This is a genomic window from Streptomyces sp. NPDC060205 (genome assembly GCF_042728395.1).
In the GTDB taxonomy this organism is placed as follows: domain Bacteria; phylum Actinomycetota; class Actinomycetes; order Streptomycetales; family Streptomycetaceae; genus Streptomyces.
Genome location: NZ_JBHWZP010000366.1, coordinates 1 through 8,820, shown reverse-complemented (window position 1 = coordinate 8,820; position 8,820 = coordinate 1). Strand labels below are relative to the sequence as shown.

At 72.5% G+C, this 8,820-nt stretch carries 7 protein-coding genes; 3 read left to right on the top strand and 4 right to left on the bottom strand.

Annotated features, from left to right (window positions below; genetic code table 11):
- Positions 1–1,305 (bottom strand): glycosyltransferase family 4 protein (locus tag ACFWGJ_RS37955; protein ID WP_387333518.1); only part of this gene is annotated, 1,305 nt, incomplete at its 3' end.
- A gap of 231 nt (positions 1,306–1,536) precedes the next feature.
- On the opposite strand from ACFWGJ_RS37955, the gene ACFWGJ_RS37950 reads away from it, so the two are divergent.
- Entirely contained in the window at positions 1,537–2,184 is a 648-nt protein-coding gene (locus ACFWGJ_RS37950; protein ID WP_210883061.1) for a TetR family transcriptional regulator, read from the top strand.
- A 229-nt stretch (positions 2,185–2,413) separates the two neighbouring features.
- Here the strand turns inward: ACFWGJ_RS37950 and ACFWGJ_RS37945 are convergent, their stop codons facing one another.
- Positions 2,414–2,647, bottom strand: a complete 234-nt coding sequence (locus tag ACFWGJ_RS37945; protein ID WP_387333517.1) for a ferredoxin — start codon at positions 2,645–2,647, stop codon at positions 2,414–2,416.
- Positions 2,648–2,649: 2 nt separating this feature from the next.
- A complete protein-coding gene (locus tag ACFWGJ_RS37940) occupies positions 2,650–4,107 on the bottom strand; it encodes an aldehyde dehydrogenase (protein WP_387333516.1) in 1,458 nt (485 codons plus the stop codon).
- A 175-nt stretch (positions 4,108–4,282) separates the two neighbouring features.
- Here ACFWGJ_RS37940 and ACFWGJ_RS37935 point away from each other — a divergent pair, with 175 nt between their 5' ends.
- A complete protein-coding gene (locus tag ACFWGJ_RS37935; RefSeq protein ID WP_387333515.1) occupies positions 4,283–5,305 on the top strand; it encodes an MBL fold metallo-hydrolase in 1,023 nt (340 codons plus the stop codon).
- Between the two features lie 7 nt (positions 5,306–5,312).
- On the opposite strand, the gene ACFWGJ_RS37930 is transcribed toward ACFWGJ_RS37935, so the two are convergent.
- Positions 5,313–7,481, bottom strand: a complete 2,169-nt coding sequence (locus ACFWGJ_RS37930) for an ATP-binding protein (protein ID WP_387333514.1) — start codon at positions 7,479–7,481, stop codon at positions 5,313–5,315.
- Between the two features lie 276 nt (positions 7,482–7,757).
- Between ACFWGJ_RS37930 and ACFWGJ_RS37925 the strand changes: the two genes are divergently transcribed.
- The gene (locus ACFWGJ_RS37925; protein WP_387333513.1) at positions 7,758–8,744 is read left to right on the top strand and encodes a PP2C family protein-serine/threonine phosphatase; all 987 of its coding nucleotides are present in this window, start codon (positions 7,758–7,760) and stop codon (positions 8,742–8,744) included.
- Positions 8,745–8,820: the final 76 nt, after the last annotated feature.

Genomic DNA, 8,820 nt, shown 5'->3' with positions numbered 1-8,820 from the left:
GGCCTCGGCGATCGCCTCGCGGTAGCGGGCCACCGTGCCCTCCGCGGCGCGGGCCCACGTGAACTTCTCCAGTACGCGCGCACGCCCGGCCGCGCCGAGCCGCTCGCGCAGGCCCGGGTCGCCCAACACCCTGCTCAGCCCAGCGGCCAGCGCCCCCGCGTCGCCGGGCGGAACGGCCAGGCAGGTCTCGCCGTCGGGCCCCGCGACCTCGGGGATGGCTCCGCCGGTGGTGGCCACCAGGGGCGTACCGGTGGCCATCGCCTCGGCGGCGGGCAGCGAGAAACCCTCGTACAGGGACGGCACGCAGGCGACCTCGGCGGACCGCACGAGGTCGACGAGTTCCGCGTCCGAGATGCCCTTCACGAACTGGACGGCGTCTTCGAGCCCGTACCGCTCGATGAGCTGGGCGACCGGCCCGTCCTCGGCACGCCTGCCGACCACGACGAGGTGGGCGGCGGGGTGCTCGGTACGGACCTTGGCGAGCGCCTCGACGAGGAAGACGAGCCCCTTGAGGGGGACGTCGGCGCTGGAGGTCGTGACGATCCGGCCGGGAACCTTCGGCACGGACGGATCGGGCGAGAAGAGGTCGGTGTCCGCACCGATGTGGACGACGTGGATCCGCTCGTCCCGTACGCCGAGGTGGTCGACGATCTCCTGGCGGGACGTGCCGGAGACGGTGAGCACGGACCGCAGGCGGCGCGCGACCCGCTTCTGCATCCGCGTGAACGCGTACCAGCGGCGCACGGACGCCCGCTTGCGGCGGCTCCCGGCGGCGTCCAGCTCCAGCTGCCGGTCCACGGTGATGGGGTGGTGGATGGTGGTGACCAGCGGTGCGCCCACGTCCCCCAGCAGCCCGTACCCCAGCGTCTGGTTGTCGTGCACGACGTCGAAGTCGCCGCGCCGGGCGCGCAGATGGCGGCGGGCGCGCAGCGAGAACGTGAGCGGCTCGGGGAAGCCCCCGGTCCACATCGTGCCGACCTCGACCGCGTCGATCCAGTCGCGGAACTCGTCGCGCCTCGGCGTACGGAAGGGGTCGGGCGAGCGGTACAGGTCGAGGCTGGGCAGCTCGGTGAGGGAGAGCCCGTCCAGGCCCTCGCCCTCGTCCAGCACCGGGTAGGGCTGCGAGCCGATCACCTCGACGTGGTGGCCCAGCCGGGCGAGCTCGCGCGAGAGGTGACGTACGTAGACACCCTGGCCGCCGCAGAACGGGTTCCCTTTATAGGTGAGGAGCGCGATGCGCAGCGGTCGGTCGGCGTCGGCGGCCGAGCCCGCGTGGAGGCCTGCCTCCATGGCCTCATGGGTCACTCTCGGCCCCCTTCTTCCAGCACGTTCCCGCGAGATTACTTCGGGACGGTAATCTAGAACAAGTTTCAGACTTGATCGTTCAGGGAGCACTGAATCTACCGGCAGGTAGCCCTCCTGTGAGCGGTGGATCGGGTGATTCACGCCACGGCGGGACCTCTACTCTGCTGTCACCCGACCCGCCCCCGCCCGCCCCACCGCCCTCTGTTGTACGAACGTCACGGAACGGGATCCATGCCTGCGGAAGCCAAGACTGCGGCGAAGGCCGCGCAGCCGCCCGTACGGGCCGCGCAGCCGGTCACTCCCCCGCTCACCGAGCGCCAGGAGGCGCGCCGACGGCGGATCCTGCACGCGAGCGCGCAGCTGGCCAGCCGGGGCGGTTTCGACGCGGTCCAGATGCGGGAGGTCGCGGAGTCGTCGCAGGTGGCCCTTGGCACGCTCTACCGCTACTTCCCGTCGAAGGTGCATCTGCTGGTCGCGACCATGCAGGACCAGCTGGCCCATATGCACGGCACGCTCCGCAAGAAGCCGCCGACGGGGGACACGGCGGCGGAGCGGGTGGCGGAGACGCTGATGCGCGCGTTCCGTGCCCTCCAGCGCGAGCCGCATCTCGCGGACGCGATGGTCCGGGCGCTCACGTTCGCCGACCGCAGCGTCAGTCCGGAGGTCGACCAGGTCTCCCGCCAGACGACGGTGATCATCCTTGACGCGATGGGGCTCGACGACCCGACCCCGGCCCAGCTCTCCGCGGTCCGCGTGATCGAGCACACCTGGCATTCGGCCCTCATCACCTGGCTCTCCGGCCGGGCGTCGATCGCCCAGGTGAAGATCGACATAGAAACGGTCTGCCGCCTCATCGACCTGACGTCCCCACGGGACTGACGCGGCGGGGCAGCACCCGTGCCGCATGGCCGGCTGCGGGCCGACGGGGGCTGGCCGCGCAGTTCCCCGCGCCCCTGACGGGGCGCGAGCCGAGGCGAGCAACCACGACGCACCCGCACCCGACGACCCACCTCGCCCCCACCCCCTAGGGGCGCGGGGAACTGCGCAATCTTTTGGGCCCGCCCCCACCGGTCGGCGGCCGACACACAACGTCCGCCCCGACGGGCCCTCACTCCTCCGGAGGAAACACCGTCTCCCCGCTGCCCAGCAGGGCAATGACGATCGCCTCCACCGGACACCCCTCCGCCGCCTCCAGAATCTCCTCACCCGCATCCGTCTCGGACTCCACGGGATGCGACTGCATCGCGGAGTCGAGACGAAAGGCCGCGGGAGCGACATGCGTGCACTGCGCCGACCCGATGCACAGCGACCGGTCGACCTCCACACGCCACCGGTCCCCCATCCTCAGGCCTCCCACCCGGCCGGCAGATGGATCATCTTGTGCTCCAGGTACTCCCCGTACCCCTCGGGCCCGAACTCCCGCCCCAGCCCGGAGTTCTTGTAGCCGCCGAACGGCCCGAGCATGTCGAGACTGAAGGTGTTCACGGAGTAGGTGCCGGTCCGCACCTGCCGGGCCACCTCCACACCCCGCGCCACATCCCCCGTCCACACACTCCCGCTCAGCCCGTAGTCGGAGTCGTTGGCGATCTTCACGGCCTCCGCCTCGTCCCCGTACGGGAGGAGGCAGATCACCGGCCCGAAGATCTCCTCGCGTGCGATCCGCATGGAGTTGTCGACGTCGCCGAAGAGCGTCGGCTCGACGTACCAGCCGCGGTCGAGTCCGGCCGGCCGCCCGCCTCCGGTGAGGATCTTGGCGCCCTCCTCCTGGCCGATGCGGATGTAGTCGAGGTTGCGCTGCTGCTGCCGGCGCGCGACCAGCGGGCCGACCTGGGTCGCGGGATCCAGCGGGTCGCCGACGACCAGCGCGTTCGCCGCCGCCGCGAACGCCTCGGCGAACTCGTCGTAGCGCGAGCGCGGCAGCAGGATGCGGGTCTGGGCGACGCACGCCTGGCCGTTGTTCATCCAGGCCGCCGAGACGATGCCCGGCACGGAGGTCGCGAGGTCCGCGTCCGGCAGGACCACGGCCGCCGACTTGCCCCCCAGTTCCAGCGTCACGCGGGTGAGGTTGCGCGAGGCGACCTCCATGACACGCCGGCCCGCCCCTACCGACCCCGTGAAGGACACCTTGTCGATCCCGGGATGCCCGACGAGGTACTCGCTCACCTCGCGGTCCGCCGGCAGGATCGACAGGACGCCCTCCGGCAGTCCGGCCTCCTTGGCGATCTCGCCGAGTATGTACGCGTCCAGCGGCGACTCGGGCGACGGCTTGAGGACGACCGTGCAGCCGGTCAGCAGGGCGGGCGCGAGCTTGGCCGCCGCCACGAACTGCGGCACGTTCCACGGGACGACGGCCGCGACGACCCCGACCGGCTCACGCCGTACGAGGATCTTCCCGAGCACTCCGTCGCGCGTCTCCTCGTACGTGAAGCCGCGCGCGACCGTGATCGCCGCGTCCCACACCATCATCGCGCCGAGTGCCTGCGCGAGGACGCTCCAGGAGTACGGGGAACCGTTCTCGGAGGAGATGACGCGGGCGATCTCCTCGTGGCGTACGGCGATCGCGTCCTTGATGCGGGTGACCACCTCGATGCGCTCGTCGAGGGACATCCGCGGCCAGGGGCCCTCGTCGAAGGCGGTGCGTGCCGCCGCGACGGCCCGGTCGACGTCCTCCCGTGCGGCGTGCGGCACCCGGCCGATGACCTCCTCGGTGTGCGGGGAGACCACCTCGATGACGTCCCGGCCGCTGGGGGCGGTCAGCTCGCCGCCGATGAACAGCTGTGCGTGTTCCACGAGTTCGGTCATGACCGACTGCCTCTCCGAGGACGACGAAGACAACGAGGACGACTCCTGACGGTGCATCAGACCCTGAAACTGATACCAGTTCCACTTGGAGGAGTCCACGGAGCGCACAGCACTCCCATTGGAACCGGTTCTAGTTATAGTGGCCGGGAGTCGGGAGTCGTCGACAGGGGAGCCCATGCCACAGGTGACCGATCACGGCGGGGGCGTACGGTCCATCGAGGTCCCGATCCCGGACAACCCCCTCGGGAACACGCTCGTGTACGTCGTGGACACCGACCGCGGGCCGGTCCTGATCGACACGGGCTGGGACGATCCCGCCTCCTGGGACGCGCTCACCGAGGGGCTGACGGCCTGCGGTACGGGCGTCGGGGAGATCCACGGCGTGGTGATCACCCACCATCACCCGGACCACCACGGCCTGTCGGCCAAGGTGCGCGAGGCGTCGGGCGCGTGGGTGGCCATGCACGCCGCCGACATCGCCATCGTGCGGCGGACCCGCGAGACCAGGCCCGGCCGCTGGTTCTCGTACATGGCGGACAAGCTGACCGCCGCGGGCGCGCCCGCGGAGCATGTGGCACCGCTGCGCTCCGCCCGCTCGCGGCTCCCCGGCCTGTCCCCCGCGCTCCCCGACCGGGAGATCGTCCCTGGCGAACTCCTGGACCTCGCCGGCCGGCGGCTGCGCGCGGTGTGGACCCCGGGCCACACCCCCGGCCATGTCTGCCTCCACCTGGAGGAGCGGCATCCGGCCCGACTGCCGGGCAACGGGCGGTTGTTCTCCGGGGACCACCTCCTGCCGAGGATCACCCCGCACATCGGGCTGTACGAGGACCCGGACGACGACAGCGAGCCCGATCCGCTCGGCGACTACCTCGACTCCCTGGAGCGGATCGGGAGTCTGGAACCGGCCGAGGTGCTCCCGGCCCATCTGCACGCCTTCACCGACGCTCCGTCCCGCGTACGGGAGTTGCTGGACCACCACGAGGAACGCCTCACCGGTCTCCTCGCGCTGCTCTCCACCCCGCTCACGGTGTGGCAGGTCGCCCGGCGGATGGAGTGGAACCGCCCGTGGGCCGACATCCCGTACGGCTCACGGAACATCGCCGTCTCGGAGGCGGAGGCCCATCTGCGGCGCCTGGTGAAACTGGGCCGCGCGGAGCCGGTGCCGGGCAGCGATCCGGTGACGTACACCGTGGTCTGAGGGGCGGTCAGGTGTCGTGGAGGTCCTCCGCCGCGTAGGCGACACCCCGCTCGTACGACATGGCCAGCCCCTCCGCGTACGCCCGCGCGTAGGCCTCGGTGCCGATCTTCTCCTGGACCAGGTCCTCGCAGGAGCGGCGGGCGGAGATCAGGTCCGGTGACTGCATCTGGGCCTTGCCGAGGCGTTCCCAGATCCGCTGGCCGACCGCGAGGAGCCGGGCCGCGCGCCGCCCGTCACCGGCCGCCACGACCGTCGAGGCCAGGATGTCGAGGGTGTGGGCGACACCGAGCGTGCTGTTGAGCAGGGAGTGCGCCACGACGGCCGTACGGGCGTTGCGCGCCGCCGCGGACAGGTCGCCCTCGGCCAGGTCGATCTGGGCGAGGAAGCAGTCGGCGAAGGCGCCCGCCCAGCGCTCGCCGCGCCGCGTGCTCTCCGCGCGGACCTCGTCGGCGACCGCCCGGGCGCCGGCCAGTTCCCCGCGCAGCAGGTGGTTCAGCGAGAGCGCGAGCCGCACCTGGAGCTGCGCGGAGCCCAGCCAGTCGTCGCGGACCGGGAGCAGGTCGGCCGCGGCCAGGACCACCAGCGCCTCGCCGAGGCGCCCGCGCAGGAGCAGGTGTCCGCCGGTGACGTACGCGGCGCCGACGACGGCCACCGGGTCGCCCTGTTCGACGGCCGACGCCGTGCACACCGCCGCCCAGCGTTCGGCGCTGTCCAGATCTCCCTGGAGGAGGGCGACGGCGGCCCTCGCCCACAGCGCCCGTACGAGGTCGGGGCCGGGCGCCGGATCGGCGGTGAGCACCTGGTCGAGACAGTGCTGCGCGTCCCGCAGATAGCCGCAGTGGCGCCACAGGAAGCCGATGTCGGCCGCCGTGCGCAGGGCCGTGGGGCCGTCGCGCTCGGACAGCGCGCAGTCCATGGCGGTACGGAGATTGTCGTGTTCGGTGATCACGCGCTCGCACCACTGCAGCTGGCGGCCGGTGTTCCACTCCGTGCAGCCGGCGCGCGCGAGGCTGCGGTAGTGGTCGAGGTGGCGCAGCCGCAGCGTCCGCTCCTCACCGAGGGCGCGCAGCCAGTCACCGCCGAAGTCCCGCACACTGTCGAGGAGTTGGAAGCGCCGGGGATCCGTGCGGTGGCGCAGCACGATCGACTGCTCGACGAGCCGTTCCAACAGGGCCTCGATCCGTCCGGCGGGCAGGGGGCCACCCGAGCAGACGTCCTCGGCGGCGGCCAGGTCGAAGCCGCCGGTGAACACGGAGAGCCTCGCCCACAGCAACCTCTCGACGGGGGCGCACAGTTCATGGCTCCAGCCGATGGCCGTCCGCAGGGTGCGGTGGCGCAGCGGCCCCTCGTCGAGTCCCGCCGCGAGGAGGTCGAGCGGGGACGGCAGCCGCTCGCCGAGCCGTTCGTCGAGTTCACCGAGGGAGAGTTCGCCGAGCCGGGCGGCGGCCAGTTCGATGGCCAGCGGAATGCCGTCCAGCCGACGGCAGACGGCCGCGGCCAGAGCGGCCGTCTCCTCGTCGAGCACGAAGCCGGTACGCGCCTCGGCGGCCCGCTGCGCGAACAGGTCGAGCGCGTCACCCGGCCGTCCCCCGCCCCGGCCCCCGAGATCTTCTCCGTCCTCCCCGTCCTCCCCGTCCTCCCCGTCCTCCGCGCCCGTCAGCGGCAGCGGGTCGATCTCCACGCGGAGTTCGGACGGATGGCCGAGGTGCTCGCGGCTCGTGGCCAGGAACCGCACACCGGGTGCGGCGGGCAGCAGGGCACGGACGAGGTCGGCGCAGTCGCGGAGCACGTGTTCGCAGGAGTCGAGGACGATCAGCGCCTCCTTGTCGGCCAGCCAGTCCGCGAGCACCTCGGTCACCGGGGACGTCGACTGGTCGGCGAGCCGCAGCGCCTCCACGACGGCGAACCCCACCAGGCCCTGGGCGCGCAGCGGCGAGAGTTCGACGAACCAGACGCCGTCCGGGTACCGGGGCGAGGCGCGACGGGCGGCGTTCAGGGCCAGCCGGGTCTTGCCGACACCGCCGGTCCCGACGAGCGTCACCAGAGGGCTCCGCCCGGTGCGCGCCGGATCCAACAGCCGGTCGAGCCGGGCCAGTTCCCGCCGTCTGCCGACGAAGCTCCGGGTCTCCGGCGGCAGGTTCCCCGACCGTCCCTCGGCCGTCGTGTTCTCCGGCACGGCAACGCCCCTCCCCGCACGGTCCCCTGCACGGCATACGAGCGAGCCCCGCGGGATCGCGCAACCCGGCCAGTGTGACGCGGCCGGCGGGCCACTTCGAACCGCTCCCCCGAGCAGCGGACGAACTCGGTCCCTCGCCGCCACTTGCGGGCACATTACGTCGAGATCCGGTCAACACCCTGTCGGGGCGGGAGCGGAAGGAGATATTCGGAGACCGTCGCGCGAAGGCCGTCGCGAAGGCCGTCGCGAGAGACGGAGAAAGGGCGGAGCGAGCGGATGACCCGCGACAGCAAGGAGACGCGACCCGGCCGGTGGCGACGCTTACGGGCCCCGGGGACGTCCGGCGACCTCCGCAGGCTCTCGGAGGGGCGGCTCCTCGCACCGTCGGCGATCTGCGTGCTCATCGCCGCCCCCGCGCTCCTGCTGGACCATGTCCCGGCCGCCGTCACCCTCACCCAGCTGCTGCTCGGCTGCGGACTCACCGTGCACGCCGTGCGGCAGCGGGACCGGCTCGTCGCGCAGCTCGCCGAGGTGCGCGAGGTCGCACGGATGACGCAGGAGGCCATCGTGCGGCCGCTCTCCCGCAACCTCGCCGGCACGCACGTCTCCACGCGCTACCACTGCGCCGTGCGCGAGTCGGCGCTCGGCGGAGACCTGTACGACGTCGCCGTGACGGCCTTCGGCCTGCGGGTCCTCGTCGGTGACGTGCGCGGACACGGACTGGAGGCCATCCGGCTGACCGCCGAGACGGTGGCCGCCTTCCGCGAACTCGCCCACACCGTCCCCGACCTGCCGGCCCTCGCCTCCGGCCTGGACGAACGTCTCGCGCCGGACCTCGGCCCGGAGGACTTCGTCACCGCGCTCCTCGCGGAGTTCGCACCGGGCGAGGTACGGCTGGTCAACTGCGGCCATCCCGCGCCGCTGCGCTCCGGCCAGCGAGTGGAACTGCTCGAACCGGCGGTCGCCACACTGCCGTTGGGGCTGCGCCCCGACCCCCTCCAGTACCGGGTACGCCTGCAGCCGGGCGACCGCCTCCTGCTCTACACCGACGGCCTGACCGAGGCACGCGCCCCCGACGGCACGCTCTTCCCCTTCCTCACGGAAGCGACCCACGCGCTGCGGGACCCCCTCCCCGACGAGGCCCTCAACACCCTGTACACCCGCCTCCTCACCCACACGGCCAAACCCCCCACGGACGACCTGGCCCTGGTCCTCTGCCAGCCCACCCACGCGTCCGCCTTGCCGGCGCAGGTGGGGGGCTAGGGGGGCGTCCCGGGTGCGGGTTCGGTGGGGGCGGGCCGCGCAGTTCCCCGCGCCCCTGAACGGCGGGGCTGCGCCC

Excerpts from the sequence above, each read along its gene's own strand:
- ACFWGJ_RS37940 (WP_387333516.1), bottom strand. The coding sequence starts at position 4,107 with ATGACCGAACTCGTGGAACACGCACAGCTGTTCATCGGCGGCGAGCTG.
- ACFWGJ_RS37950 (WP_210883061.1), top strand. The coding sequence starts at position 1,537 with ATGCCTGCGGAAGCCAAGACTGCGGCGAAGGCCGCGCAGCCGCCCGTA.
- ACFWGJ_RS37945 (WP_387333517.1), bottom strand. The coding sequence starts at position 2,647 with ATGGGGGACCGGTGGCGTGTGGAGGTCGACCGGTCGCTGTGCATCGGG.
- ACFWGJ_RS37925 (WP_387333513.1), top strand. The coding sequence starts at position 7,758 with ATGACCCGCGACAGCAAGGAGACGCGACCCGGCCGGTGGCGACGCTTA.
- ACFWGJ_RS37935 (WP_387333515.1), top strand. The coding sequence starts at position 4,283 with ATGCCACAGGTGACCGATCACGGCGGGGGCGTACGGTCCATCGAGGTC.